Below are 25,948 nucleotides of genomic sequence, written 5' to 3'. Positions count from 1 at the left end.
CACGGCACGGCGGCGGATGTAACCAACCCCACAGTTTTGCATCAACCTGCAAGTTTGCAGAGAACTGCACTTTCCGTACGTTGGTGGGGGTGAGCACCCCCACCGGCCTGCGCGACCAGAAGAAGGCCGCCACCCGCCTGGCACTCAGCGAGGCCGCGATCCGCCTCGCGAAACCGGCCGGCCTCGGCGGCGTCACCGCCGAGGCGATCGCGGCGGAGGCCGGCGTGTCCACCCGCACGTTCCACAACTACTTCGCCTCCAAGGAAGAAGCGGTGCTCTACCGCTTCGAGGCCGACGTCGCGGGCTGGGTGGAACGCCTCTACGCGCGCCCCCTCGACGAACCGATCTGGGACTCCCTCGAGGCGATCGTCCTGTCCATCGTCCTCGATCCGGTCCGCGATCTGGAGGACGTCCGCGCCGAGATGATGCTGATCGAGGACAGCCCCGCGCTGCTGGCCCGCCACATCGCCCTGCACGGCCGGGTCACCCGCACCCTCGGCGAGGCGATCGCGGCGCGCACCGGGACGGACGTCGACACCGACCTGTATCCGAACGTGCTGCAGATGGCGGTCGGCACCGCGGCCAAGTCCGCGATCGAGCTGTGGCTCGGCGGCAACACCGGCCATCCCACACCGGAGCCCCTGGTCCGGGAGACGTTCGCGATGCTGCGTGCCGGGCTCCCGCAGCCGACTCCCCGCAGACCCCCCGCCGCCCGGCCAGCGCCGCCCGTCCCCTAACCGATCACCGACCCGCCCAGCCACCCGCACCCCCGACACACGAAGGGTCCTTCATGGCCACCTACCTGTACCGGATCGGCAAGTTCGCCTACCGGCGCAAGGGCACCGTCCTGTCCATCTGGCTCGCCATCCTCGTCCTGATGGGTGTCGGCGCCGCGACCCTGTCCGGCCCGACCAACGATTCGTTCTCCATCCCGGGGACCCCCGCGCAGAAGGCGCAGGACCTGATGGCGGAACGGTTCCCGGCAGGCGACAAGGACCCGTTCAGTTCGATCTCCGCGCGGTACGTGTTCGCCGCTCCGGAGGGTCAGACCCTCGACAGTCCGGGGAATCAGGCCGCGATGGATGCCACCCTCGCGCAGATCCGCGGCATCGAGTTGGTGGATCCGGCCGCGAAGGTCGACCCGGCGACCGCGTCACCCGAGGAGTCCCGGGGCGCGCTGGTCAACCCCGTCGTCGCGAACGAGCAGCTGACGGCGATGACAACCGCGCAGGCCGAGGAGACCGGGAAGCCCGTCGACCAGGCCCTCGCCGATGCGCAGGCACTCTCCCCGCTCAGCCCCGACCGGACGGTCGGCTACGTCGAGGTCCCGTTCGGCGGCGACTACCAGGATGTCACCACCGAGCTGACCGACCGGATCGACGCCGCGGCGCAGGTCGCACGGGACGCCGGGCTGACCGTCAAGGTCAGCGGCTCCGCCGCGCAGACCCCCGAAATGCCGGGCGGATCCGCCGAACTCATCGGCCTCGCCGTTGCCGCCGTCGTGCTGATGCTCACCTTCGGTTCCCTGGTCGCGGCCGGCCTGCCGCTGATCTCCGCGATCATCGGTGTCGGCATCGGCTCGCTCGGTATCACGGTCGCGACCGGCTTCACCGAGCTCGGGTCGATGACACCGACCCTGGCCGTGATGATCGGCCTCGCCGTCGCGATCGACTACTCGCTGTTCATCGTGTCCCGCTTCCGGCACGAGATCACCGTCACCGGCAACCGGGAGGAGGCCGCGGGTCGCGCGGTCGGCACCGCCGGATCCGCGGTGGTGTTCGCGGGCCTGACGGTGATCATCGCGCTCGTCGCGCTCCGTGTCGTCGGCATCAAGTTCCTCTCCGACATGGGCATGGCCGCCGCGTTCGCGGTACTGATCGCGGTGCTCGTCGCGCTGACCTTCCTGCCCGCCTTCCTCGGCCTGCTCGGCAGGAAGGCGTTCGCGGGGCGGCTACCGTTCGTCACGGCGCCGGACCCGGAGGCGGAGGACGCGGCCCCCGGTCCGGCCACCCGCTACGCGGGCTGGGTCGGCCGCAGGCCCGCGATCCCGCTGATCGCCGGCATCGCCGTCCTCGGCGTCCTCGCGCTGCCCGCCGCCGGACTGAAGCTGGCCCTGCCGTCCGAGAGCACCGGCGACCCCGCGACCAGTTCGCGGCAGGCGTATGACCTGGTGTCCGACGCGTTCGGCCCCGGCCGCAATTCCCCGCTGATCGTCGTCGTCGACGCCAAGGACGCCACGGTCCCGGCACCCGAGGCGTTCGGCACGGTGGTCCGGACGATCTCCGAGCAGGACGACGTCGTCAACGCGCAGATCGTCGCGATGAACCCGGCCGGGGACACCGCCCAGATCCTCGTCACCCCCGGCAGCGCCCCCACCGACAGCCGGACCGTCGACCTGATGCAGTCGATCCGCGACGGCGAGGGCGACCTGCACGAGCAGATCGGCGTCAACTACGGCGTCACCGGGCAGACCGCGTTGGAGACGGACATCTCCGATCGACTGCTCGGCGCACTGGTCCCCTACCTGATCATCGTCGTCGGGTTGGCGTTCATCCTGCTGATGCTGGTGTTCCGGTCGATCCTGGTGCCGCTGACCGCGGCCCTCGGCTTCCTGCTCAGCGTCGCGGCCACCTTCGGTGCCACCGTCGCGATCTTCCAGGAGGGCTGGGGCGGGCTCATCTCGAACCCGCAGCCGCTGGTCAGCTTCATGCCGATCTTCCTGATCGGGGTGGTGTTCGGCCTCGCGATGGACTACCAGGTGTTCCTGGTGACCCGGATGCGCGAGGAGTACGTGCACGGTGCGTCCGCGAAGGAGGCCATGACCATTGGCTTCAGCCACGGCGCCCGCGTCGTGTCCGCGGCCGCGCTGATCATGATCTCGGTGTTCGGCGCGTTCATCCTCGAACCCAACTCGTTCATCAAGTCGATCGGGTTCGCCCTCGCCGCCGCCGTCCTGTTCGACGCGTTCATCGTCCGGATGGTGATCATCCCCGCGGTGATGGCGGTGCTCGGGGACAAGGCGTGGTGGCTGCCAAAGTGGCTGGACAGGATCCTGCCGAACGTCGACATCGAGGGCGAGAAGCTCCGTCGCGAACTGCCCGACGAGCAGGCCAGCCCGGCACCGGCCGCACCATAGCCCGGGTTCCGGCACGACACCTCCGGCCGCGTCGCCACCGCGACGCGGCCGGAGGTGTCGTCCGGCCCCGACCCGCTTCCCGACATAGGCTGGGTGAACGCGCCGGGTGGCACCACCCGGCGCCGAACGGCGGACGGGAATTCGATGACCCAGCAATCCCATTCGGAGCCGGTGCGCGGCGCAACCGCGGGCGCCCGCGCCGGGCTCGGCCTGGCCAGCAAGGTGGCGCTGACCACCGGCGCCGACTTCTGGCACACGGCCGCGATCCCGGAAGCGGGGGTGCCCGCACTGTTGGTCACCGACGGGCCGCACGGCCTGCGCAAGCAGTCCGAGGGCGGCGACGCCCTCGGACTCGGTGACAGCGTCCCCGCGACCTGCTTTCCGCCGGCCGTCGGCCTCGGGTCGAGTTGGAACGTCGACCTGATCCATACCGTCGGCACCGCGCTCGGCGACGAGGCGCGCGCCGAGGGGGTGTCGGTCCTGCTCGGGCCGGGGGTGAACATCCGTCGATCCCCGCTGTGCGGACGGAACTTCGAGTACTACTCGGAGGACCCGTTCCTGGCCGGGACACTCGGCGCCGCCTGGGTGCTTGGCGTGCAATCCCGCGGCGTCGGAACCTCACTCAAGCATTTCGCCGCGAACAATCAGGAAACCGACCGGATGCGGGTCGACGTGCAGGCCGACGAGCGCACCCTCCGCGAGATCTACCTCCCCGCCTTCGAACGCATCGTCACCACCGCCCGACCGTGGACGGTGATGTGCTCGTACAACACGCTGCGGGGCGTAGCGGTGAGCGAGAACCGGTGGCTGCTGACGACGGTGCTCCGCGACGAATGGGGTTTCGACGGCCTGGTGATGTCGGATTGGGGCGCGGTGAACGACCGGGTGCGCGCTCTGGCCGCTGGGCTGGATCTGACGATGCCGGCGGCGGCGGGCGACGACGCGGTGATCGCGGCCGTCGAGTCGGGAGCGCTGGACGAGGCGATCGTCGACACGGCGGTGGAGCGGGTGCTGGCCCTAGTTGACCGGGCGACCGCCACCGACGCGGGCCGCTATGACACCGACGCCCACCACGCGCTCGCCGCCGCGGCGGCAACCGAGTCCGCGGTGCTACTCATGAACGAGGGCGGGCTGCTGCCGCTCGAGGCGACGGCGCTCGAGTCGATCGCGGTGATCGGCGAGTTCGCTCGCACCCCACGATTCCAGGGGTCCGGCAGTTCCCAGGTCGTCCCGACCCGCGTCGACTCCGTCCTCGACGCGATCACCGAACTCGCCGGGACGGCTGCGCGTTTCGCGCCCGGGTTCCGGTTGGACGGGGTCGCGGACCCCGACCTGGTCGCGGAGGCGGTGACGCTCGCCGGGTCGGCGGACACGGTGCTGCTGTTCCTCGGGCTACCGACGGCGGTCGAGTCGGAGGGGTTCGACCGCACCGGCCTCGCCCTGCCCGCCGACCAGTTGACCCTGCTCGATGCCGTCGCCGACGTCAATCCCCGTGTCGCCGTTGTGCTGTCGAACGGCGCGGTGGTCTCGGTCGCCGAGTGGCGGGACCGCGCGCAAGCGATCCTGGAGGGGTGGCTGCTCGGGCAGGCCGGTGGGTCCGCGACGGTGGACCTGCTGTTCGGGCTGGCGACGCCGTCGGGTCGGCTGACCGAGACGATCCCGCTGCGACTCGAGGACACCCCGAGTCGCCTCAACTTCCCCGGCTCCGACGGCGTCGTCGTCTACGGCGAACGAATCCACGTCGGGTACCGCTGGTTCGACACCCTGGACGTGCCGGTGGCATACCCGTTCGGATTCGGCTTGTCCTACACCACCTTCGACTACGCCGACCTCGCGCTCGACCCGTCCGGCGACGGCCTGACGGTGTCGTTCACCGTCACCAACACCGGCGACCGGGCCGGGGCGGAGGTGGCGCAGGTCTACGTCCGCGACGTCGAGTCCACCGTCGATCGGCCGGTCCACGAGCTGAAGGGCTTCGCGAAGGTGCTGTTGGTGCCGGGCGAGTCACGGCAGGTGACGATCGCCCTCGACGAGCGCGCGTTCGCGTTCTGGTCGGTCCGCGAGCACCGCTGGGTGGTGGAGGCGGGCGACTTCGAGATTCGGGTCGGCGCGTCCTCACGGGATATCCGGCTGGCCGGGGTCCACACCTCCCCCGGTGACGGGATCCCGCCGACCCTAACCGGGATGTCCACGCTCGGCGAGTGGTTCACGCATCCGATTGGCGGGCCGCTGCTGGCGGAGGCGTTCGCGGCGGCCGGCGGCGGCCCCGGACTCGGTGACGTGGATCCGCTGCTGCTGAAGATGGCGGCGGGCGCGCCGCTGACGAAGCTGGCGGCGTTCAGCCCCGGCATGACCGGCACCGTCATCGACGGGCTGGTCGAGGCCGTGCGCGAGCACACATTCCGCCCCTGACACCGCGACGAGAGGCGGCGAGATGAACAGTCCGAAGCATCTGGCACCGGAGGCCGTCGAACCGGGCGCTCGGACCAGGAAGCTGCGCACGCCGCTGTTCTGGGCGGCCCCGATCCTGGTGGTCGCGCTGCTGATGTCGCTGCTTGCGGCGCTGTACCTGGGCGGGATCCTGGACCCGAAGGGGAGCCTGCACGGCTTTCCGATCGCCGTCGTCAACCAGGACGAGGGGGATGTGCCTCCGGGGTCGGATGCCCGGCAGAACATCGGCGAGCAGATCGTCGCGGGCCTCACCGACGGGATTCCCGCCGACAAGGTGGACCTGCGGCAGGTCGGGATCGGCACCGCGCAGTCGATGCTCGACTCCGCGGAGGTGTACGGCGCGATCGTGATCCCGTCGGACTTCACGAAACGCATGATGATCCTCGCCCAGTCCAGCGTGGTGCCGGGGGATGTGGAACGCCCGATCATCACGGTGTACACGAATCCGCGGGCAGGAACGTTCGGTGTCGGGATCGTCGAGGCCATCACCGGGCCCGCGATGGAGACGGTCAACGAGACGGTCGGCAGGCAGGTCACCGAGCAGGTCGCCGCCGGGGTCGGCGACACCCCGGTGCCCGGCGCGTCCCGGCTCACGCTGGCGGAGCCGATCAACGTGCTGACCGTCCCGCACAAGCCGCTGCCGGACGGCACCGGGAACGGGCTGTCCGCGTTCTACTACGCACTGCTGGTCATTCTCGCCGGATTCACCGGGGCGATGATCGTCAACACCCTGATCGACGGCATGCTTGGGTTCGCGCCAACCGAGTTCGGCCCGCGGTATCTGCACAATCCGGCGGTCGAGATCTCGCGGCTGCAGACCCTCGCGGTGAAGTGGGCGGTGATGCTGGTGGTCGCACCGCTGGTGTCGGGGTTGTACGTGTGGATTTCGCATCTGCTGTCGATGCCGCTGCAGAACGCGTTGGGACTGTGGCTGTACGGCACGTTCGCGATCGCGGCGGTGGGGATCACGGCGATGTCGGTGCTGGCGATCTTCGGTACCGCGGGCATGATCATCAACCTGATCATCTTCGTCGTCCTCGGACTGCCGTCCGCGGGCGGCACGATCCCGATCGAGGCCACCCCGCCGTTCTTCGGCTGGCTGGCGAGCTTCGAGCCGATGCACCAGGTGTTCCTCGGGGTGCGGGCGCTGCTGTACTTCGGCGAGGGTGGGGCACGGGAGTTGACGCACGCGGTGACGATGACGGCGATCGGGTTGGCCGTCGGCCTGGTGATCGGTGCGGTCACCGCGGCACTGTACGACCGCAAGGGGTTCCACCGCGGGGTCGCGACGACGCCGGCCTGACCGGGGTCAGAGGAGCTTCGACCCCTTGCCGATCCGGCGGCGCAGATCCCGCATCAGCAGGCGGCTCCCGCCGTTCCGGATGAAGCCGGGCAGGAACCGGTTGACGAACGAGACGAAGATGAACAGGTGCTCGAATCGGCGCCGGTCGTCCGCGGTCCACTCCAGTCCGAGTTGTTCGCGGAACAGCGGCGGCAGGAAGCCGATCGTCAGGAAGCGCAGCAGGTTCCGGAACGGTGCCCGGATCGGCCACGCGATCATCTGCAGTCCGACGAGGTCATCGACGAAGCGGGCGGTCTCCTCGTCGAACCGGACCCGCGCGCAGGCGGTGTTCCAGTAGGTGTCGAAGTCGGCGCGGGTCGCGGGCCACATCTCCTCGGTGACCTGCAGCGTCGTCCCGAGCGTGGCGGACCGTTGGTAGAAGTGCTCAAGGTCATCCGCCGACAGCTTCCCGTGCAGCAGCTGGTGCGAGTCCTCGAACCCGATGTAGAGGCAGGCCGCGACCCACAGCTGCAGTTCCCTGTTGAAGGCGTTGTACTCGACCGGGCTGGTCTCGTCGGATCGGACGTGTCGGTGCGCGCCGTTGACGGCCTCCCGGTAGGCGGCACGTTCGTCGTCGGTCCCGAGGATCGCGACGGCGAGATACTGGGTGGTGGTGCGGGCCCGCTTCCACGGATGCTGCATCAGCGCCCCGGACGGCACCCTGCTCTCGATCACCCCGCACGCGACCTCGGGCCAGCCGATCTGCATGACCACGTTCGCGGCAGCTCCGGCGAAGGACCAGAAGTCGAGGGCGTCGGTGAGATCCGGGTGCTTCCGGGCCACCCGGGTGCGGGTGGTGGTGATCGCGATGCGGGTCTGCGCGGCGGTCAGCAGCGGTGGGTGTCCGAGATCGACATAGCTGCGCGGCATGCGTCCCCTCCGACTGACACCCGTTGACGAAACAGTCTGCATTTCACTACTTCTCGTCGGTGTTGACGTCATCCCCCCTCCTCGACGACGTCAACACCACAGCGAATTGCCGTTAACATACCACCCGCGCGGCGCCCGTCAAGAGGGTTCCGTCGACCCGGCCGACAGGCCGTTGGCGGGTACCCCGCTACACTTCCTAGTTGCACCGGGGTGACAGACCCCGACGCCCTCGTAGCTCAGGGGATAGAGCACGGCTCTCCTAAAGCCGGTGTCGCAGGTTCGAATCCTGCCGAGGGCACAGAGACACCGCCGCCCTCCGGCGGGGTGCGACCACGCGATGGACCGCCAGCGTCACACGCAGGCGGGCAGGGTTCAATTGTCGACGGTCAGCGCCGGGCCCGGCTCACTCAGTCTCGTCGCTGTGCGCCCAGGCGGCCAAGACGCATGACCTATGACCCCGCGCCCGTCGCTCCTACCAGGTGTGCACGCAGGGCATCGGCAACCATCCCGGGATTCTCCAGCATCGGTATGTGCCCAACGCCGGGCAGGACCACCTCCGCCACGTGGTCAGGCAGTTCGTCGATCAGTCGCTGCATGCACTCTTCCCGGGTGAGGAATGAGTCGAACTCGGACAGGATCAGGGTCGTCGGCGCGGTGACCCGGTCGAGGTGGGTGAGCGGCCCGTCCCGCAGGAACGCCAGCTGGATCGGCAGGTAGACGGGGCAGTGCGACACCGCGCGGAGCACGTTGGCCGCGTCGTCGGGGGTGACGGCGTCGAGATCCCTGCTGCAGTTCCGGATGATCGGACGCTGGAAGCGCTCCCTGGTGGCCACACGGTCGCCGAGGAGACGGGCGACCGCCGCCAGCGGAAACTGCGCGGTGAACCCCACCCCGAGCCGGAACTCGGTTGCCGAGAATCGCTCCCATCCCCCACCGGGATTGATCGCAGCCAACGATCGTGCACGACCTCGCCGCTCGAGTTCGAAGCCGACCTGTCCGCCCAGGGAGTTACCCGCAACGTGGCAGGTGTGCCAGCCAAGGGCGTCGAGGTTGCGTTCGATTCCGTCGGCAAGCCCACGAATCCCCAGTTCCCGCATGCGCAGGCGCGGGCCGCCCCAGTGCCCCGGCATGGTCATCGCCAGGACGTCGTAGTCGCTCGAAAGGTCATCGACGATGACGTGCCACACGTGGTGCGAGAGCGTGAATCCGTGCAGCAGCAGTACCGGATCCCCCGCTCCCGCCCGATTCACGGATGTCACGAACTCGCCGCTTCTCATCACTTCCTTCTAGCAGAGCGCACCCGGGGCAGTCCACGCGTTCGGCTCGCCTCCGAGGCCGAACGGCCATCCGCCTGCCCGGTTCGGACATATGGGACCATCAAGGCATGGAACCCCTGAAGCCGTGGGAGATGACGTGGCTCGCAGCCCATTTGCGCCACTACCTCGTCAATGCTCGCCGATTCTTCACGGGGTGGCGGATCACGGAGATCCCGCCCACGGACCACCCTGACCGCGATCGACGCTGAGGCGCCGGCCGGGCTGGCGCGATAGCCTCCGTAGCCGGTGGGGAACCCAACCCCAGATTTCAATCTGCCCCATAGTCGGCGCATTCCGGTGGGGATCTCACAAGGGTGCTGACGCTGACGGCTCGACGACTTCCGTTGCAGAATCGAGAGACATCCTGTGTTCATAGCTAGTCTTGACCGTCGCCGGTACGAGAAGTCCCATGGCGCATTCCTCGCAATGGTTGGCGTCGCTGCTGTAACTGGCATCGCATTGGGGGCCAGTGCACTGTTCGGGTACGAACGCGGAGTCGACGGGGCCGTGACCTTGTTCTCGCTGTCGGTCGGCGGTGTCGCTACCGGAGTTCTCGAGGCGCTGGCACGTAAGCGTTGGGGTACCGGCGTGCCGATCGTGCTTTTGATCCTGAACTTCGTTCTCACAGCTGTTGGCGTCTGGCTGCTGACAGATCTCATCCCGCGTTAGCATTCGCCTCCCCGGCAGGAGGGTGAACCGGTCCGGGAATCAGCTCACACAGTTCGGCGTCGACGTCCATGCCGCACGCTCGACACCGGCACGAAGGCGTTCTTCACCGACCCGCATTCTCCGTGACTGCGTCCGACCATCGAGAACACGAACGCCGTTTTGCGACAGTGTTTTCCGAGGAGAACGGACGTGTCACCTTGGAGCGCCGAAGATCTCGAAGCGGTCACGTTGGCCGTCAATAACCGACCGCGGAAGGTGCTCGGCTGGAATCCGGCCGAGGTGTTCGCCGAGCAGTTGCAGTTGCTCGAACAAGGCGATGTTGCGTCGACCGGTTGAGTCCGCCCCGATCGTTCAGCGGCAGGCAAGCAGCGACTCAATCGCACCCCAGCGAGAGCGGCATCCACACAGGTTATGGAACGCGAATATTGTTGCGCATCAATCACATCCACACTCGAACACCCTTGCCATCGAACACACATACGAGTAACGTCGAGACATGGACCTCGACGAGCTACTCACCACACCCAACCGGGTACAGGCGTGGCAACTCGACGAAAACACCCTGCTCACACTCATCCCCGAACTATCCGAACGACTGCGCCAACTCGACGCCCTCCGCGTCCACCTCGTCCACGAGATCGACGAACGCGGCACCACCCACACACTCGGCGCATCCTCCACCCAAGCCTGGCTCTCCGACACCAGCAAACTCACCCCCGCAGTCGCCAAAACAATCATCGCCACCGGACGAAACCTCCGCGACAGGAAAGCCATCTCCGACGCCCTCACCGCCGGAACAGCGGACATCGACCAGATCCGGTCCATCACCACCCTCCTCGACGACATCCCCCACCTCATCGCCGACCTCGTCCCCACCCACATCAACGGCGAGCACATCGACCCCATCGCCGAATGCCGCCAACAGTGCACCACGTACCTCCTCACAGCGGCCGAACACGAACACAGCGCCGACACCGCCCGACGCGTCGCCGCCCTCCGCACCATGCTCACCAACGACGACGACGGCGTTCCACCCGACGACGAGAACACCACCCTCAACGAACTCTTCACCACCCCCACCACCGGCGGACGACTCCGAATCAAGGGCCACTTCGACAAAACCACCGGAGAACAAGTCCTCACCGCCCTGTCCGCACTATCGAAGCCGCAACCCGGACGCGACAACACCCACGGCGAACCCGACCCCGACCCACGCCCCGCACCCCAACGCCGCGCCGACGCCCTCGCCGACATCATCCGCCACTACCTCAACTCCGGCGACGCCCCCAGCGAAGGCAGCGAACAACCCCACATGACCGTCTTCGTCGGCCTCGGCGACCTCGCCACCGCCACCGCACGCCACACCCCCGCAACGAAACCCCCGAACGAAAGCAGCAGGGGCAACGGCACACCCACCGACCACAACAACGCCAGCGGCCGCTCGTACGGGAACGACCGCCGAGACACCGTCCAAGGCTCCGGCCACAGCTACATCCGCAGGGGTCCGGCGTGGATGCCATGGATGGGACCCATCAGCATCAACACCGCCGCCATCATCTCCTGCGACGCCACCATCACCCCCATCGTCATGGACGACAACGGCAACCCACTCGACATCGGCCACACCACCCGCATCATCCCCCGCCGACTCCGCCGCGCCCTCGACGCCCGCGACTGCGGCTGCGCCTACCCAGGATGCGGCCGACCCACCGCCTGGACCGACGCCCACCATATCCATCACTGGGCCAACGGAGGCGAAACGAAACTGTCGAACCTGGTGCTACTCTGCCGCTTTCACCACCGATACATCCACAAAGGCAAATGGACTGTGTACATCGGAGACGACGGCCATCCGTGGTTCACACCCCCACACTGGATCGACCCCGACCGGAAACCCATCCCGGCACACAATCGAAGACAGCTGCTGTTCAGCACCTGAAACATCGGTCAGCGCAGCGCATCACGGCAGCGTCGGATCGCGACCCGCAGAGGTCGTGGTCCGATGCTGCCGTAGATTTGGCCAGGCAGACGACGACCTGCAACCTCCGCACGTGCCCAGAGTTCGGCAGTCACATACTTCTCCTACCGGTCCGTCGAAACTGGCGGTTCACCACGGGCATACATCGTCACAGCATCGGCGGGCCCTGCCCTGCCGGGTACAGGTCGGTGCGATCGACAACGTTCCACAGTTCGACGGTCTGCACGAGCCAGTACGCGACGAACTGTGCGATCAGCAGGAACTCGACGACGATGACGTAGTGCTCCCAGTCGGGGAACGCGTACCGGACCACCACGATCACCGTCAGGGTGGCGAGCATCCACCGGGCGATCACCCGGTAGAACCGTCCGTATGTCGACGCACCCGCGGTGTAGCTGGCGGAGGTCGCACTGGCCACGACCACACCGATCAGTCCGGCGAACATGGCGACCGCGGCAACCGAATGCCCGTGCGCGGCGAAGGCATCGGGGACGAACAGGAAGCAGGCTGCGCCGGCGGCGAGTACCACCCACCCCGCTCCCGTCGCCCACCGGGCGGCCGCCCGGTACGGACGACCGCCGGGGTCACGGCGGGCGATCATCAGCGCAACGACCTGCGCGAGCGCACCCGCGACGACGATCGCCCCGACACTGGTGCGCACCCCCTCCGGCAGACCGTCCGGCGATCCGCCCCCGCCCGCGAGGGGCCCGGCGGGACCGCACGACGCGCCGCCAGCGGTCGGCACGACCGCGACGATGAACGCCAGGAACCCGGCGAAGTTCAGCAGCACGTCCTCGGTGTCGGAACTGCCCTTGTACACGATCAGGCACACGCCGAGTGCACACAGCGCGGCAACGAAGACGGTGTGCGCCGAGGTGAAGTAGTAGGCGCTGATCGAGGACTGCACGCATCCGTCGACAACCGAGGCGATCAGCACCGCAACGGCGAGCGCGACCATCAGGATCACCGCCCCCAACCGCAGGGAACGATACGTGGAAAGCACCGCATCGCCGCGTCCGTCGCCCATCCGCCGACCTCCTGAACCTCCCCGCCCCCGCATTATCGCCTCGCGCACCCGGCGCGGCACGTCGGCGCGGGAAGACCGTCAGCCGAGGTCGGCGGGTGCGGCGAGGGTTCCAGCGACGGCAGTGGCCGCGGCGACCGCGGGTGACACCAGGTGAGTGCGACCGCCCGCGCCCTGCCTGCCCTCGAAGTTCCGGTTGGTGGTGGAGGCGCTGCGCTGCCCGGGCCCGAGCCGGTCCGGGTTCATGCCGGTACACATCGAACATCCCGCGGTGCGCCATTCGAAGCCCGCGCGCCGGAACACCTCGTCCAACCCCTCCCGCTCCGCCTGCCTGCGCACCCGCATCGACCCCGGCACCGCCAGCGCCCGCATCCCCTCGGCAATCCGCCTTCCGCGGAGAACATCGGCTGCGGCACGCAGGTCCTCGATCCGGCCGTTGGTGCACGAACCAATGAACACTGTGTCGACCTCGATGTCCCGGATCGGGGTGCCCGCGGTCAGGCCCATATACCGCAGCGCCTCCACGGCCCCGCGCCGCTCCCGCTCCCCCGCGAACGAGTCCGGGTCGGGCACCACGCCATCGATCGCGACGACCTGGCTGGGGTTGGTCCCCCACGAGACCGACGCCGTGATCGTGTCCGCATCAAGGCGCACGGTCCGGTCGAATGCGGCACCGGGGTCCGTGCGCAGCGACGCCCAATATCGGACCGCGTCGTCCCAGTCCCGGCCCCGCGGTGCGTGCGGACGGCCATCGAGATAGGCGAGGGTCGCCTCGTCAGGGGCAACCATACCGGCGCGGGCGCCCGCCTCGATCGACATGTTGCACAACGTCATCCGGCCCTCGATCGACAGTTCCTCGACCGCAGGCCCGCGGTACTCGATCACCTGCCCCGCCGCGCCATTCGGGCCGAGCGCTCGGATCACCGCCAGCGCCAGGTCCTTCGCGCTCGTATCGGCGCCGAGCGTGCCGTCGACCTCAACGGCGAGGGCGGCGGGTCTCGGCAGCACGATCGTCTGCGTCGCCAGCACATGCTCGACCTCGCTGCCGCCGATGCCGAGGGCCAGCGCCCCCAGCGCACCGTGTGTCGACGTATGCGAGTCACCGCACACGATCGTCATTCCCGGTTGACTGAACCCCTGCTCGGGTCCGATGACGTGCACGATGCCCTGACCGGGATCCCCCATCGGGTGGTACGGCACGCCGAACTCGGTGCAGTTGCGACGCAGGGTGGTCATCTGGAGGCGACTGTCCGGATCCTCGACCGGCAATCCGATGCCGAAGGTCGGGACGTTGTGATCCTCCGTCGCCAGGGTGAGGTCGGGTCGGCGGACGAGGCGGCCCTGCGCGCGGAGCGAGTCGAACGCCTGCGGCGAGGTGACCTCGTGCAGCAGATGCAGGTCGACATACAGCACATCCATCGGTTGGTCGGACACCGCGGCGACGACGTGCTCCGTCCAGACCTTCTCCAGCAGGGTCCGCGGCGTCATCGGTGCGCCGTCACCACCAACGGCGCGAGTGCAGCACAGTTCAGCTCGTCTCGGAAGTTCTTGGCACCCTGCATGATCCAGTTGTCGTACGAGGTGTACAGGAATCGCACCCCGAGCGAGAGGAAGCGTTCAGCCTGCCCCGGCGCGCACAGCGTGCCCGCGGCCATACCGCTCGCCACGATCCGCGACAGCGCCGCGTCGATCGCGTCCGCGACCTCCGGATGTGCCGGATCACCCTGGTGCCCCATCGCCTGCGCGAGATCGTTCGGCGCCACGAACACCACGTCGATCCCGGGGACGGCGACGATCTCGTCGATGTTCGCGAGCGCGACCGGATCCTCCAACTGCACCACCAGCACAGTGCCGTCGTTCTCCTGCGCGAAGAAGTCCCCGTCGCCGTACGACCTCCTGCCCCGCGACACACCGCGCGCTCCGATCGGAGCGAACTTCGCCGCCCGCACCAACGCCGCCGCCTGCTCCGCTGTCTGCACCTGCGGGACCACGATGCCGTGCGCGCCAAGGGTCAGTGCCCGCGCCACGAGCGACGGCTCCAGGGTCCGCACCCGGAACATCGTGGCCATTCCCCACAGTTCGCAGGCGCGGCTGACGTCGCCCGTCGTGTCCCATGGTGCGGCACCGTGCTCGCCCTCAAGCCAGAAGCCGTCGAAGCCGAGCCTGCCGATGAAGTCCGCGGTGTCCGCGCGGCCGGAGTGCCCGGCCGCGACCACCGCGACCTCGCCCGCGTCGAGGCGTTCCCGCACCCGGTTGGTCGGACGCGGACCGTAGATCGTGTTCGTCATGTGAATCTCCTCAGGCCATCGCGGTGGGGCGCCGCGACAGGTCGGTGTGCGCCATCTGCGCGTCAACCAGTGCCGCGAGCAGTCGGGACTTGGCGTCGACGTGTGCGGGGTCGTGCCAACGGTTCACCAGCTCACCGGGATCGTCCCCGAACAGGAACAGCTCACCGTCGGATGTGCCGCGGTACACGGTGATCCGGCCCTCATCGGTGATGAGGGTGCGCATCTGCAGCGGTCCACAGCCGGGCAGCAGTTCGAACATCTGATCCTCCTCGATGTACACCCCGTCCCGCACCGTCGCGTCGGGGTCGGCCATGACACCGGCGAGGCTGACGCCATGCACCCCCGCGTATCCCTCGACGCCCGCGAGGTCGAGCAGGGTGGGACCGATGTCGAGGGAGGACACCAGGGCGTCCGAGACGCCCACGTTCCGGCCGGGCTCCGCCACCACGAGCGGCACCCGCACGCAGCCCTCGTAGTGCAGGCCAGCCTTGAGCATCAGGCCGTGGTCGCCGAACATGTCGCCGTGATCGCTGGTGACGACGACAATCGTGTTGTCGCGCACGCCCGCCTCGTCAAGTGCCGCGAGCACTGTGCCGACCGCGTCGTCGATGAACGTGATCGCACCGTATTCCTTCGCCGCCGCCTCCCGGTACTGCTTCTCGGTCGGCGAGAACGGCGACATCGGGCCGCGCTGGCTGCCCCTGTTCTTCAGCTTCGAGCGGACGTGCGGCATCGACGTCTCGTGCGGGTCGTCGAAGGTGGCGGGCAACGGCACCTCATCCGGCGAGTACATGTCGTAGTACTCGCCCGGCGGCGCGAACGGGTGGTGCGGGTCGGGGAAGGAGCACTGCAGGAAGAACGGCTCCCCGTCGTGGGCCGCCGACCGGATCATCTCAGCGCTGCGGCTGCCCACCCAGGCGGTCGGGTACAGCTCGGCGGGCATCGCCGGGCGGTACACCTGGTTCCACTGCTCGGAGACCTCAGCGGCGTGATCGCCTCCTCGCACCGCCGGGTCGAATCCCTGGTCCCGCAACCAGTGTTCGTAATGACCGCCGCAGTAGTCGGCGTGGTCGATCGCAACCTCGACCCGATCGAATCCGTAGTAGTCGGCGGGCATGCGCACCGGACCCTGCCGATGCATCGCCAGGTCCTCCCACCGGTCCCAGCCCTCGTCCCTCGCTCGGTCGACTGCGTCCACCGCTGGGCTGCCAGCGCGCGCGGAAGTCGCCATCTCCGGCTGGTGGCCGATGTTCTGGAAGTGCGCCTTCCCGACAAGCATCGTGCGGTATCCGGCCTCGCGCAGCGACCGTACGAATGTGCGCGCATCGGGGTCGACGGCGATCCCGTTGTAGCGGGTTCCGTGCGAGGACGGCACACGCGAGGTGAGGATGCTCGCCCGGTTCGGCATGCAGATCGGGTTGGCGACGTAGGCGCGGTCGAATCGGGTTCCTCGCGCCGCGATGGAATCCAGGTTCGCGGTGCGGACGATCTCGTTGCCGCCGAATCCGACGTGGTCGGCGCGCAACTGGTCGGCCATGATCAGCACGATGTTGGGCCGCGACCCCTTCCCGGGTGTCGCCGTGTCCCTGGGTGTCGCTGCGTCGCTCATGATACCGCCCTCTCCTGTCCTGCCCAGAACTTGTCCCGCAGCACACGTTTCAACATCTTTCCGGTCGCGTTGCGGGGCATCTCGTCAACGAACTCGACGCTCGACGGGCACTTGAATCCGGCAAGGCGCTCGCGGCACCACACCACGATCTGATCCGCGCGTGTCCGGGATCCGGGCCGCTCGACGATCACGGCGTGCACGGCCTCCCCCCAGCGCGGGTGCGGAACACCGATGACGGCGACCTCCGCGACGTCGGGATGCCCGCGGAGCACCGCCTCGACCTCCGCCGGGTAGACGTTCTCCCCGCCCGACACCACCATGTCCTTGGCCCGGTCCACGATTGTCAGGTAGCCGTCCTCATCCAGTCGCCCGATGTCGCCGATCCGCCAGAACCCGTCCGGGGTCAACGCTTTCGCCGTCTCGTCGGGGTTGTTCCAGTAGCCGGAGAACGGTTCGGCGCCGCGCACGACGATCTCGCCCGCCTCGCCCACCGGAAGGTCCTCGAGGTCGGGTCCGACGATCCGCACCTCCCAGTTCAGCGCGGGCTTGCCCGCCGACCGCAGATGCCGCGACTCGGGATGGTGATCGGCCGGGTCGAGGGTGGAGATCGGGAAGCCCCCGGTCTCGGTGCACCCGTAGTTCTGCCGGAACCGACATCCGAGGGTCGCGATCGCCGCGCGCAGCACCTCCGGCGAGATCGCCGACGCCCCGTAGCCGATCTCGACAAGCGACGACAGGTCCGGCTTCTGCTCGCGCGCGTTGATCTCGTCGACCACCATCGCGATCGCCGACGGCACCAGGTTGGTGAACTCGATCCGATGATCGGCGACCGCATCGACGAACGAGGCGGCCGTGAACCGGCTCTGGATGACCACGCTGGCGCCGATGAAGAGGCCGTACGTGACGTTCGCGAGCCCCGCAAGGTGGAACAGCGGCATCGCCCGCAGGTGGCGGGCGCCCTCCTCGGCGCCGGGGACAACGAGCTTGAGGTACGTCGCGGAGGCGATCAGCCGTTGGTTCGTCAGCGAGATCACCTTCGGTGCACCCCCGGTGGTTCCGCTGGTGTGCATGAGGACGAACGGCGACTCCCCGCGGAGTCGGTGCACCGGGCGGGCCGGCGCGACGCCCCCGAAGTCGCGATCCCCCACCACCACCCGCGGCAGGGTGGGCGCGGCGGACTCGACGAGCGCCAGGCCCTCCTCGTCGGTGAGCACCGCAACCGGGGCAAGTTCCGCAAACAGCGTTCGCAGCTCCGGCGCGGTCAGCCGCCAGTTCACCGCGGCGGGAACCGCGCCGACCCGATTGAGCGCGAGGAGGTGCACCACCCAGTCCACCCGGTTGCGGGCGACGATCGCGACCACGTCGTCCCCGCCGACCCCGGCGGCGGCCCAGCCGCCGGCACGCTGCTCGACCGCGGCGGCGAGTTCCGCGTAGGTGAGCGCTCCGCCGAGATCGTCGGCGAGGGCGAGGAGATCGGGGTGGCGGCCCGCGCGCCATTCCACAATGTGATTCCAGGACAACACGTGTGACTCTCCTTAGGACGGGACGGGTGCCTGCGCCGCCGCTGCCCGTGCAACTCGACGCCGCGCCTGCTCGGCGGGGTCGAGTGTCGGGGCTGCGTCCAGCAGGGTCCGCGTGTAGGGGTGGGTGTGATTGAGGTAGACCTGCTCGGCAGGCCCCTCCTCGACGAGGTGACCGTGATACATCACCGCAATGCGATCGCTGACGTGCCGCATCAGGGTCAGATCGTGTCCGATGAAGAAGTACGCGACCCCGGTTTCGCGTTGAATGTCGTTGAGCAGGTTGACGACCGTGCTCTGGGTCGATACGTCGAGGGCGCTGACCGGTTCGTCGCAGACGATCAGCGACGGCCGGGTCGCGAGCGCCCGCGCGATGCCGATCCGCTGCCGCTGCCCGCCGGAGAAGTCGGCGGGCCGGCGTCGGTCGGTTGCCGGGTCGAGCCCGACCAGCTCGAGCAGTTCCCCGACCCGCACGATCAGCTCGGATCGACCGACCTTCTCGTGCACCCGGATCGGTTCACCGACGATGTCCCGCACCGTCCAGGACGGGTTCAATGAGGTGGTGGGGTCCTGGAAGATCGACTGCACCCGCCTGCGGTACCACCTGGGCACTCGCCCGAACTCGGTGACGTCGTGCCCGTCGAACCGGACGGTGCCGGACTCGGGCCGGAGCAGCCGCAGCACCGCGCGCGCGATGGTGGTCTTCCCGGATCCGGATTCACCGACCACGCCGAGGGTTTCGCCTGCACCGAGACGCAGGGTGACATCGTCCACCGCGACGAACGGCTCCCGCCTGTGCAGCAGCCCCGGCTGACGGAAGGTGACCCGGAGGTTGTCGATCTCGAGCAGGGTGGTCACGAGCGAACCTCCACGTTCAATGGGCGCACACACCGGATCGCCCCGTCGCTGCCCTGCTCCAGTGGCGGCAGGGCGGTCGTGCAGGACGCGGTGGACCTGGTGCAGCGGGGCGCGAACCGGCATCCGTCAGGCCGGCTGCCCGGCGATGGAACGGTTCCGGGAATGGTGCCGAGCCTCTCGCCGCGCGGACGCCCCTGTGAACTGGATTCCAGTAGCGCCGCGGTGTAAGGGTGCCGCGGGGAGCGCATCAGGTCGGCAACCGGCTGCATTTCGACGACCTGCCCCGCGTACATGACCGCGACGGTGTCGGCAAGATCGGCGACCATGCCGAGCTCGTGGGTCACGAAGATGATGCCCATGCCGAACTCCTCCTGCAGGTCCCGGAGTAGGTCGGCGATCTGAACCTTGAGTGTCACATCCAGTGCTGTGGTTGCCTCGTCCGCGATCAGCAGTTCGGGGTCACAGCTGATCGCGAGGGCGATCATCACCCGCTGCGCCATGCCGCCGGACAGTTCGTGCGGGTAGCTGTCGAATCGGCGTTGCGGGTCACGGATACCGACCCGTTCGAGCAGGTACAGCGCCCTCGTGCGGGCGTCGGCCCGGGAGGCGCCGGTATGCACCCGAAGCACCTCGGTGATCTGGTCGCCGACGGTGAACGCCGGGTCCAGCGCGGTCGACGGCTCCTGGAAGATCATCGCCATCCGGTTGCCGCGAATCTCGTTCCAGCCCTTGTTCGACAGGCCGAGGAGTTCGGTGCCGCCGAGCCGGACGGAGCCGCCGACGACGTGCACGGAGGGCGGGAGCAGTCCCATCGTGGCCAGCGCGGCCATGGTCTTGCCGCTGCCGGACTCGCCGACCAGCCCGAGCGTCTCACCGCGGCGGACCGTCAGGGAGACCCCGTCGAGCAGCGGGAGGTCGCCGTCGGGGCGCGCGACCATCACCTCGAGATCGCGCACGTCGAGCAGGATGTCGGGATCGACCGCGGGGGCGACCACCGAGGCGGGCACCGCGGTCTGTGCGGTGCCGCGGTTCTGCCTGCGCAGCCGCCTCGGGCGGGGCTCGTCCCGCAGGCCGGCGAGCACGCCGTCTGCGACGATATTCAGGCACAGCACGGTCAGGCCGATCGCGACGCCGGGTGGGATGACGAGGAACGGCTGCCGGGCAAGCAGGTGACCGCCCTCGGACACCATCACGCCCCAGCTGGCCTCCGGCGGCTGGGCGCCGAGCCCGATGAACGACAGGGCGGCCTCCGCGAGGAGCGCGGACGCCAGGGTCAGCGACAGCTGGACGATCAGCGGTCCGACGATGTTCGGGAGGACGTGCCGCACCAGGATTCTGGCGGTCCCGGCGCCGCCGACCTGCGCCGCCTCGACGTAGACGTGTCGGCGGGCGGAGACCACCTCGCCGCGGGTCACCCGGATGAACGTCGTCGAGAAGATCAGGCCCAGCGCCAGCATCGCGTTCGTGATGCCGGGGCCGAGGGCCGCGATGACGGCGATCGCGACGATCAGCCCGGGCAGCGCGGTGAAACCGTCGACGATCCGCATCACGATGTTGTCGAGCCAACCGCCGACGTACCCGATGACGAGGCCGACCGGAACGCCGATCAGCAACGCGATCCCGGCCGCCTCGAGTGAGGCGAGCATGGCCAGCCTGCTGGAGTCGATCAACCGGGAGAGGGTGTCCCGGCCGAGATTGTCGGTGCCGAGCAGGTGATCACCGGACGGTCCCTGCAGCACCCGGGACAGGTCGGTGGCCTCTGGGTCGTAGGGCATCAGATGGTCGCGGAAGATCGCACACACCACGATGACCGTGAGGACGATCAGGGCAGCCATCATCACCGGGTCGGTGACGATGCGGCGGCTGACCCGCTCCCAGCGGCCGGGGATCCGCTCGACCCTGCGGGGTGGCGCGGTCGCCCGGCCGGGGTGTGCCGTCTGGGGGGCCGATGGCCTCGCGATGGTCGTCACGACTTCCTCACCTTCGGATCGAGGTATCCGTAGCAGATGTCGACGAGCAGTTGGGCGCACGCGACGCAGATGCCGGTCACCACGACGACGCCCTGGATCATCGGGATGTCACGCTGGTTCACCGCGGTGAGCGCAAGGTCACCGATGCCGGGGATGCCGAAGACCTGCTCGACGACGACCGCGCCACCGAGCAGGTGGGCGAAGTGGAAGCCGAGCGTGCTCACGACCGGTCCGAGCGAGCTCTTGAGCCCGTGCCTGCCGATCACCCTGGTCTCGGGCAGACCCATCGCCCGCGCGGTGCGAATGTGCGGCATCTGCAGCACCGCGATCATCGACGACCGCGCGTGCCGGGCCAGCATCGCCGCCATCACCAATCCCAGCGAGATGCCCGGCAGGATCAGCGACTGCAGCCATCCCGAGATGCTCACCGACGGTGGCACATACCCGGTCGCCGGGAGGACGCCGAGGGTGAGCGCGAACACCGACACCAGGATCAGCGCCAGCCAGAATGTCGGCATCGCCAGCGCGGTGGACGAGAGCAGGGTGATGCCGCGGTCGATCCAGGATCCCGGACGCAGGGCGGCCGCGGTGCCTGCCGCGATCCCGAGGACGATGCCGATCACACCGCCAGCGAGGGCCAGCGAGAAGGTCACGCCGAGCCGGTCGAATACCACAGGGAGCACCGCACTCTGGTCGATGACGGAACGGCCCAGGTCGCCCTGCACCGCGTTGCCCAGCCACCCGAGGTACTGCTCGAACACCGGTCGGTCCAGGTTCAGATCGGCGCGAACCTGCGCGATCTGGTCGGCTGTCGCGGACGAGCCTGCGATGGTCTCCGCCGCGTCTCCCGGGATGAGTTGAATCAGGCCGACACTGATCACGGTGATCATCAGCAACATCGGGATGAGCGCAAGTGCCCGTCCCCCAATGAGTTTCGTCATCGCATCACCCGATCAGGCGGTGACGCCGCGGAGCGTCGGACCCATGACCCACCCCGGTGTCAGGGTGACGCCCTGGACGCTGTCGGCCCACGCAACGGCACCGTTGTCGGTGAACAGGTCGATCCACAGGGCCTGGTCCGCGACCTCACCGAGCATTTGCCGGTAGGCGGTGTTGCGGGCAGCGTCGTCGGTGGCGGCGAGCGCCTCCGCGTGCAACGCGTCGACGGCGGGCGCGCTGTGCCCGTACGGGTTCTGCGGCCCGGCGGCGGCGAGCCGCTCGACGTACAGTTGCTCGGGGTGAACCTGCTTGATCGGGGTCAGGAAGGCGCCGAAGTTCGTGGAGCGGTTCTCCTTCTCCAGGGTGCCCGGCTGCACCAGCTCGATGTTCATCGTGATCCCGACCTCACGCAGGTAGCCCTGGACCGCCTCCGCGATCGGCTTGGTCGGCCCGAAGGCGGGCACGGTGAAGGTGGGATCCGCGACCCCGGACTGCGCCACCAGTGCCCTCGCCTTGTCGGGATCGTAGGTGTACTTCTGCGGCAGGTCGCCGACGTGGTACGGACTGTCCGCGCCGAACACCTGGTTGTTCGCGGTGCCCTGACCGAAGAAGTTGGCGCCGACGATGGCGTCCCGGTCGATCGCGTAGCCGATCGCCTGCCGAATCTCCTTGCTCGCCAGCGCGGGTGACTTCTCACCACCGAGATCGGCGAGCTGGAGCATCCAGTGGTTGCCGGTCATGAACTCGAGGTTGAATCCGGCGGACTGGACGGCGTCGACCTGGGTCTTGTCGACCTGCGCCAGGTCGATCTGACCCGATCGGAGTGCGCCTGCGCGGGCGGCACCGTCGGTGAGGACCTTGATCTCCACCCGCTCCAGGCCCTGCTCGGCCTTGTTCTCGTATCGCGGGTTCTGGACGTAGACGTAGGACACGCCCTTGTTTGAGGCGGCAGCGTCGAGCATGTAGGGACCGGATCCGACCGGCGCCGAACCGAGGTTCGGGTCGCCGATCGCGGCGGGTGCGACCACCATGCCAGCGGTGTCGGTCAACGCGATCGGGAGGGCGGGGGCCGGCGCCGTCAGGTCGAGCGAGACCTGGGTGGGGCCGTCGACGCGGACCTCACGCACGCTGGCGAGCGCGGTCGAGGCAGGCCCGCCCGCGGACTTGACGTGGTCGAGACTGGCCTTGACCGCGGCGGCGTCGAGCGGGCTGCCGTCGCTGAACACCCGCCCCTCGGGCAGCGTCAGACGCAGCGCCGTCGCGTCGAGCACGTAGTCGGTGGCCAGGCCGGGCACGATGTTGCCGCCCGCGTCGGTGCGCAGCAGCGAGTCGTACACCGGGTCGAGGTAGAGGCGTTGTCCCTGACCGGGATTGAGGGCCGGGTCAAAGCTCTGCACGTCGACCAGGGTGCCGATGGCGAGGGTGCCGTCCCCCGCCGCGCTCGCCGCCGACCCGCATCCGGTCACCGCACCCGCGGCGGCGACGGCGACGAGCAGGGCCGGGCCGACTCTCCGGTGCGACCATCCATTCGACATAGAGAACTCCACTCGTCATGGGATCTGGAGGGTTTTACGAATCTGACTTCAGATTTAGTTATAGCTGTGAGCCAGATCTCTGTCAATGGATTGATGTGATTCATGCCTCATGATTCCCTACCGCGCCCCGAGCGGACCGGCCGGGTGTACGCGAATACGGATGCCGCCCGGCCCGCGCGACATCCGTATTCGGTAAACCCCTGTCAGGGAACGATATTCAGGAGGTCCTTACCCTCAGCCAGTCGCCTGCAGTTGTCTGCCGCGATCCGGACGCACCGCTCGATCGTCTCCGCGGTCAACCACGCAATGTGGGGGGTGGCCACCACGTTGGGCGCGCGGAGCAGCCGGTCGTCCGCCCGCAGCGGTTCGGACGCAAAGGTGTCCAGGCCCGCCCCGCCGAGCCTGCCCGCGACGAGTGCCTCGCACAGCGCCTGCTCGTCCACGAGTCCACCGCGGGCGGTATTCACCAGGATCGCCCCCGGCCTCATCAGCCCGATCCGGCGCGCGTCGAGCAGGCCCCGCGTTGCGTCGGTGAGCGGCAGATGCAGCGAGACGATGTCGGCCTCGGCAAGCAGCTCGTCGAGCGGCCGCCAGCCGTCGTCGCCCGCCCTGCTGCGACCGGTCGTGTGCAGCACCCGCGCCCCGAGCGCCGTCAGCGGGGCAGCGAGGGTCCGCGCGATCTCGCCGTAGCCGACCAGCCCCACCGTGCTGCCAGCGATCTCCCCGACGCTGTCGGCGAGCGTGGTGTCGATCGGCCAGCCGGCACCGCGCCGGGTCGCCGCGTCCAGCGGCACCGACCTCCGCAGGACGGCAAGGATCAACATCAGGGCCGCCTCCGCCACCGCCTGCGCGTTCGCGCCGACCATGTTGGACACGGTGATCCCCCGGCGCCGGGCGGCCTCCCGGTCGATGGTGTTGACCCCCGATCCGAGCTTCTGGATCAGGACCAGGTCCGGTGCGAGCGCGAGGTCGGCGTCGGTGACGGGGCGCAGCACGTGCCAGAGCACGTCGGTGGTCGGCAGCAGGGCCCGGAAGCGGTCCTCGTCATGCTCCGGGCACCAGCGGACATCGAGTCCGGCCAGTGCCGGGGCCAGTCGATCCCGCAGCCGATCGGACCCGTCGAAATGGAACAGCACCCGCACCGGGCGATCGGCGTTCAGGACAGCCACGGCCCGAATCCCGCCCTGCCGACGAATGATCCCGTTGCGCCGAGCGATTCCTCGATCCGGATCATCTCGTTCCACTTCGCGGTGCGTTCGCTGCGGGTGACCGACCCGACCTTGAATCCACCACTGCCCCACCCGACCGCGAGATGCGCGATCGTCACGTCCTCGGTCTCCCCCGAGCGGGCGGACACGATCGCACCGAGACCAGCCTCCCGCGCCGCGTCGAGCGCGCGTTTCGCGCGGGTCAGGGTGCCTGCCTGGTTCGGCTTGATCAGCACGCTATTCACCCGCCCGCCAGCGGCGGCGTCACGGACCCGGTCCGCGTCCGTGACGAGGAAGTCGTCGCCGACCACCTGGACGCGGTCACCGACCGCGGCAACGATCGCCGCCATGCCCTCCGCATCGTCCTCCGCGAACGGGTCCTCGATCGAGAGGATCGGGTACTTCGCGATCCAGGCAAGCAGCTCCGCGCACCACGCATCGCGGTCGAGAACGCGGTCCTCACGCGCCAGCCGGTACCCCTCGGGGGTCGCCAGCTGCGTCGCCGCGACGTCCAGCGAGATGCCGACCTGATCGCCGGGAACCAGTCCGGCGCCCTCGATCGCGGCGACGAGCGCGTCGAGCGCCTCTGCGTTCGAGTCGAAGGCAGGCCACCAGCCACCCTCGTCGGCGACGCCAGCGAGGCGTCCGCGGTCGGCCAGCCATTGCCGCCCGGCGCGATGGATCTCGACCGCCCAGTCGACCGCCTCGGCGAAGGAGCCCGCGGCGTGCGGCACGATCATGAGGTCCTGCAGGTCGATTCGCCCGTTCGCGTGTGCGCCGCCGCCGAAGATCTGGATCTCCGGCAGCGGAAGGCGGGTCGCGTCGGGATCGAGGTGCCGCCACAGCGGGACTCCCGCCGCCGCGGCCGCCGCATGCGCGACGGCCATCGACGTCGCGACCGCGGCGTTGCCGCCGAGCTTGGCGAACGCGCCTGTGCCGTCGACGGTGTCGAGTGCCTCGTCGATGCCCGCCTGGTCGTCGACCGGTCGGCCCTCGATTTCCGCGGCGATCAGCGTGTTGACGTTGCGCACGGCGGTGGTCACGTCCAGGCCGCCGAGCCGGTCGCCGCCGTCGCGCAGGTCGACCGCCTCCCCCGAGCCGGTCGAGGCGCCCGCGGGGGCGATCGCCCTCCCCACCGCGGTCGCGGTCCGCACCTCGACCTCGACGGTCGGGCGGCCGCGGGAGTCCCACCGGCGTGCGCCGGCAACGGAGATGATGTCGTGTGATTCGGCCAT

The 25,948-nt window shown here is 69.0% G+C and carries 19 protein-coding genes, 1 tRNA gene and 1 pseudogene; 8 read left to right on the top strand and 13 right to left on the bottom strand.

The genetic code is table 11. From position 1 onward, the window contains the following. The first annotated feature begins 89 nt into the window (after nt 1-89). The 4 genes from ACFWQG_RS00250 to ACFWQG_RS00235 all read left to right on the top strand — a co-directional run bounded on the left by ACFWQG_RS00250 (nt 90) and on the right by ACFWQG_RS00235 (nt 6,890). Nucleotides 90-737 (top strand): TetR/AcrR family transcriptional regulator, encoded by a 648-nt coding sequence (locus ACFWQG_RS00250; RefSeq protein WP_378505563.1) that lies wholly within the window; start codon nt 90-92, stop codon nt 735-737. Nucleotides 738-790: 53 nt separating this feature from the next. Then, the gene (locus ACFWQG_RS00245; RefSeq protein WP_378505562.1) at nt 791-3,136 is read left to right on the top strand and encodes an MMPL family transporter; all 2,346 of its coding nucleotides are present in this window, start codon (nt 791-793) and stop codon (nt 3,134-3,136) included. 144 nt (nt 3,137-3,280) lie between these two features. Next, a complete protein-coding gene (locus ACFWQG_RS00240) occupies nt 3,281-5,548 on the top strand; it encodes a glycoside hydrolase family 3 C-terminal domain-containing protein (RefSeq protein ID WP_378505561.1) in 2,268 nt (755 codons plus the stop codon). Nucleotides 5,549-5,570: 22 nt separating this feature from the next. Beyond that, nucleotides 5,571-6,890 (top strand): YhgE/Pip domain-containing protein, encoded by a 1,320-nt coding sequence (locus tag ACFWQG_RS00235; RefSeq protein WP_378505560.1) that lies wholly within the window; start codon nt 5,571-5,573, stop codon nt 6,888-6,890. A gap of 6 nt (nt 6,891-6,896) precedes the next feature. On the opposite strand, the gene ACFWQG_RS00230 is transcribed toward ACFWQG_RS00235, so the two are convergent. Next, nucleotides 6,897-7,799, bottom strand: coding sequence for an oxygenase MpaB family protein (locus ACFWQG_RS00230; RefSeq protein WP_378505559.1), 903 nt, complete (start codon nt 7,797-7,799; stop codon nt 6,897-6,899). 225 nt (nt 7,800-8,024) lie between these two features. Here ACFWQG_RS00230 and ACFWQG_RS00225 point away from each other — a divergent pair. Then, nucleotides 8,025-8,097: transfer RNA gene (locus ACFWQG_RS00225), tRNA-Arg, on the top strand. Between the two features lie 151 nt (nt 8,098-8,248). On the opposite strand, the gene ACFWQG_RS00220 is transcribed toward ACFWQG_RS00225, so the two are convergent. After that, nucleotides 8,249-9,076, bottom strand: a complete 828-nt coding sequence (locus tag ACFWQG_RS00220; protein WP_378505558.1) for an alpha/beta fold hydrolase — start codon at nt 9,074-9,076, stop codon at nt 8,249-8,251. A 546-nt stretch (nt 9,077-9,622) separates the two neighbouring features. On the opposite strand from ACFWQG_RS00220, the gene ACFWQG_RS00215 reads away from it, so the two are divergent. The 3 genes and pseudogenes from ACFWQG_RS00215 (at nt 9,623) to ACFWQG_RS00205 (ending at nt 11,723) form a co-directional block, all read left to right on the top strand. Continuing rightward, nucleotides 9,623-9,784 carry a hypothetical protein gene (locus ACFWQG_RS00215; RefSeq protein WP_378505557.1) on the top strand — a complete coding sequence of 54 codons (162 nt, stop codon included), beginning with the start codon at nt 9,623-9,625 and terminating at the stop codon, nt 9,782-9,784. 75 nt (nt 9,785-9,859) lie between these two features. Further along, nucleotides 9,860-10,120 (top strand): annotated as a pseudogene (locus ACFWQG_RS00210) (transposase); the annotation flags it as partial. A 160-nt stretch (nt 10,121-10,280) separates the two neighbouring features. Continuing rightward, nucleotides 10,281-11,723 (top strand): DUF222 domain-containing protein, encoded by a 1,443-nt coding sequence (locus ACFWQG_RS00205; RefSeq protein ID WP_378505556.1) that lies wholly within the window; start codon nt 10,281-10,283, stop codon nt 11,721-11,723. A gap of 187 nt (nt 11,724-11,910) precedes the next feature. Here ACFWQG_RS00205 and ACFWQG_RS00200 read toward each other — a convergent pair whose 3' ends face one another. From ACFWQG_RS00200 to ACFWQG_RS00150, 11 genes are all read right to left on the bottom strand, one after another. Beyond that, a complete protein-coding gene (locus ACFWQG_RS00200) occupies nt 11,911-12,789 on the bottom strand; it encodes a hypothetical protein (protein ID WP_378505555.1) in 879 nt (292 codons plus the stop codon). A 78-nt stretch (nt 12,790-12,867) separates the two neighbouring features. Beyond that, nucleotides 12,868-14,274 (bottom strand): 3-isopropylmalate dehydratase large subunit, encoded by a 1,407-nt coding sequence (gene leuC, locus ACFWQG_RS00195; RefSeq protein WP_378505554.1) that lies wholly within the window; start codon nt 14,272-14,274, stop codon nt 12,868-12,870. Continuing rightward, nucleotides 14,271-15,074, bottom strand: coding sequence for an HpcH/HpaI aldolase/citrate lyase family protein (locus ACFWQG_RS00190; RefSeq protein ID WP_378505553.1), 804 nt, complete (start codon nt 15,072-15,074; stop codon nt 14,271-14,273). The genes leuC and ACFWQG_RS00190 overlap by 4 nt, the downstream gene beginning before the upstream one ends. Nucleotides 15,075-15,084: 10 nt before the next feature. Further along, complete coding sequence (locus ACFWQG_RS00185) at nt 15,085-16,683, bottom strand: sulfatase (protein ID WP_378505552.1); 1,599 nt, start codon at nt 16,681-16,683, stop codon at nt 15,085-15,087. Beyond that, nucleotides 16,680-18,206: a class I adenylate-forming enzyme family protein gene (locus ACFWQG_RS00180; protein WP_378505551.1), complete on the bottom strand. Its 1,527-nt coding sequence runs from the start codon at nt 18,204-18,206 to the stop codon at nt 16,680-16,682. The genes ACFWQG_RS00185 and ACFWQG_RS00180 overlap by 4 nt, the downstream gene beginning before the upstream one ends. Nucleotides 18,207-18,218: 12 nt before the next feature. Continuing rightward, nucleotides 18,219-19,061 carry an ATP-binding cassette domain-containing protein gene (locus tag ACFWQG_RS00175; protein WP_378505550.1) on the bottom strand — a complete coding sequence of 281 codons (843 nt, stop codon included), beginning with the start codon at nt 19,059-19,061 and terminating at the stop codon, nt 18,219-18,221. Then, nucleotides 19,058-21,031, bottom strand: a complete 1,974-nt coding sequence (locus ACFWQG_RS00170) for a dipeptide/oligopeptide/nickel ABC transporter permease/ATP-binding protein (RefSeq protein WP_378505549.1) — start codon at nt 21,029-21,031, stop codon at nt 19,058-19,060. The genes ACFWQG_RS00175 and ACFWQG_RS00170 overlap by 4 nt, the downstream gene beginning before the upstream one ends. Continuing rightward, entirely contained in the window at nt 21,028-21,972 is a 945-nt protein-coding gene (locus tag ACFWQG_RS00165; RefSeq protein ID WP_378505548.1) for an ABC transporter permease, read from the bottom strand. The genes ACFWQG_RS00170 and ACFWQG_RS00165 overlap by 4 nt, the downstream gene beginning before the upstream one ends. A gap of 12 nt (nt 21,973-21,984) precedes the next feature. Beyond that, complete coding sequence (locus ACFWQG_RS00160; protein WP_378505547.1) at nt 21,985-23,505, bottom strand: ABC transporter substrate-binding protein; 1,521 nt, start codon at nt 23,503-23,505, stop codon at nt 21,985-21,987. A 203-nt stretch (nt 23,506-23,708) separates the two neighbouring features. After that, nucleotides 23,709-24,674: an NAD(P)-dependent oxidoreductase gene (locus ACFWQG_RS00155; protein WP_378505546.1), complete on the bottom strand. Its 966-nt coding sequence runs from the start codon at nt 24,672-24,674 to the stop codon at nt 23,709-23,711. Further along, nucleotides 24,662-25,948 (bottom strand): phosphopyruvate hydratase, encoded by a 1,287-nt coding sequence (locus ACFWQG_RS00150; protein WP_378505545.1) that lies wholly within the window; start codon nt 25,946-25,948, stop codon nt 24,662-24,664. Before ACFWQG_RS00150 ends, ACFWQG_RS00155 begins: the two co-directional genes overlap by 13 nt.

It is taken from the genome of Rhodococcus sp. NPDC058532 (genome assembly GCF_042719255.1).
In the GTDB taxonomy this organism is placed as follows: Bacteria; Actinomycetota; Actinomycetes; order Mycobacteriales; family Mycobacteriaceae; genus Rhodococcus_G.
Note: the sequence above shows the minus strand (reverse complement) of the source record. Positions and strands in the feature narration are given on the sequence as shown.

Bases quoted from the DNA above. Each gene is read 5' to 3' on its own strand.
- ACFWQG_RS00245 (WP_378505562.1), top strand. From the start codon at position 791: ATGGCCACCTACCTGTACCGGATCGGCAAGTTCGCCTACCGGCGCAAG.
- ACFWQG_RS00240 (WP_378505561.1), top strand. From the start codon at position 3,281: ATGACCCAGCAATCCCATTCGGAGCCGGTGCGCGGCGCAACCGCGGGC.
- ACFWQG_RS00235 (WP_378505560.1), top strand. From the start codon at position 5,571: ATGAACAGTCCGAAGCATCTGGCACCGGAGGCCGTCGAACCGGGCGCT.
- ACFWQG_RS00230 (WP_378505559.1), bottom strand. From the start codon at position 7,799: ATGCCGCGCAGCTATGTCGATCTCGGACACCCACCGCTGCTGACCGCC.
- ACFWQG_RS00220 (WP_378505558.1), bottom strand. From the start codon at position 9,076: ATGAGAAGCGGCGAGTTCGTGACATCCGTGAATCGGGCGGGAGCGGGG.
- ACFWQG_RS00205 (WP_378505556.1), top strand. From the start codon at position 10,281: ATGGACCTCGACGAGCTACTCACCACACCCAACCGGGTACAGGCGTGG.
- ACFWQG_RS00200 (WP_378505555.1), bottom strand. From the start codon at position 12,789: ATGGGCGACGGACGCGGCGATGCGGTGCTTTCCACGTATCGTTCCCTG.
- leuC (WP_378505554.1), bottom strand. From the start codon at position 14,274: ATGACGCCGCGGACCCTGCTGGAGAAGGTCTGGACGGAGCACGTCGTC.
- ACFWQG_RS00190 (WP_378505553.1), bottom strand. From the start codon at position 15,074: ATGACGAACACGATCTACGGTCCGCGTCCGACCAACCGGGTGCGGGAA.
- ACFWQG_RS00185 (WP_378505552.1), bottom strand. From the start codon at position 16,683: ATGAGCGACGCAGCGACACCCAGGGACACGGCGACACCCGGGAAGGGG.
- ACFWQG_RS00165 (WP_378505548.1), bottom strand. From the start codon at position 21,972: ATGACGAAACTCATTGGGGGACGGGCACTTGCGCTCATCCCGATGTTG.
- ACFWQG_RS00160 (WP_378505547.1), bottom strand. From the start codon at position 23,505: ATGTCGAATGGATGGTCGCACCGGAGAGTCGGCCCGGCCCTGCTCGTC.
- ACFWQG_RS00150 (WP_378505545.1), bottom strand. From the start codon at position 25,948: ATGGCCGAATCACACGACATCATCTCCGTTGCCGGCGCACGCCGGTGG.